This is a genomic window from Rhizobium ecuadorense, assembly GCF_001187535.1.
Lineage (GTDB): Bacteria > Pseudomonadota > Alphaproteobacteria > Rhizobiales > Rhizobiaceae > Rhizobium > Rhizobium ecuadorense.
On record NZ_LFIO01001889.1, the window covers coordinates 1 to 271 of the forward strand.

Sequence of the window (271 nt, forward strand, 5' to 3'; positions counted from 1 at the left end):
CTCCCCGACAGGTGCAGTTGGCGAACCGAGCAAGATTTCAGAAGGCTGATCTCTTCTCAACTGTGTGAGGTCCACCTACCCGTTCAACCCCTTCGGTTCTTGCACGCCATTTGATCTTCCGCTTCTCGTTCCGACCTTCCAAGCAGGTATTTGCTCGTCGAAACCTTTGAGCTGTCGCGGGCCGAGAGCGACCAATAAAATTTCTCCACGCACGGATTGCGCTACAGCGTGATCGACGAGGATTTGCTGATCGGCGGCGGACGAACAGAGT

Annotated in this window: 1 pseudogene; it reads right to left on the reverse strand. The window is 55.0% G+C overall.

Going from position 1 to position 271, the window contains the following annotated elements:
- Positions 1-75 precede the first annotated feature (75 nt).
- Positions 76-271: pseudogene (locus AF337_RS44840) on the reverse strand (adenylate/guanylate cyclase domain-containing protein); the annotation flags it as partial.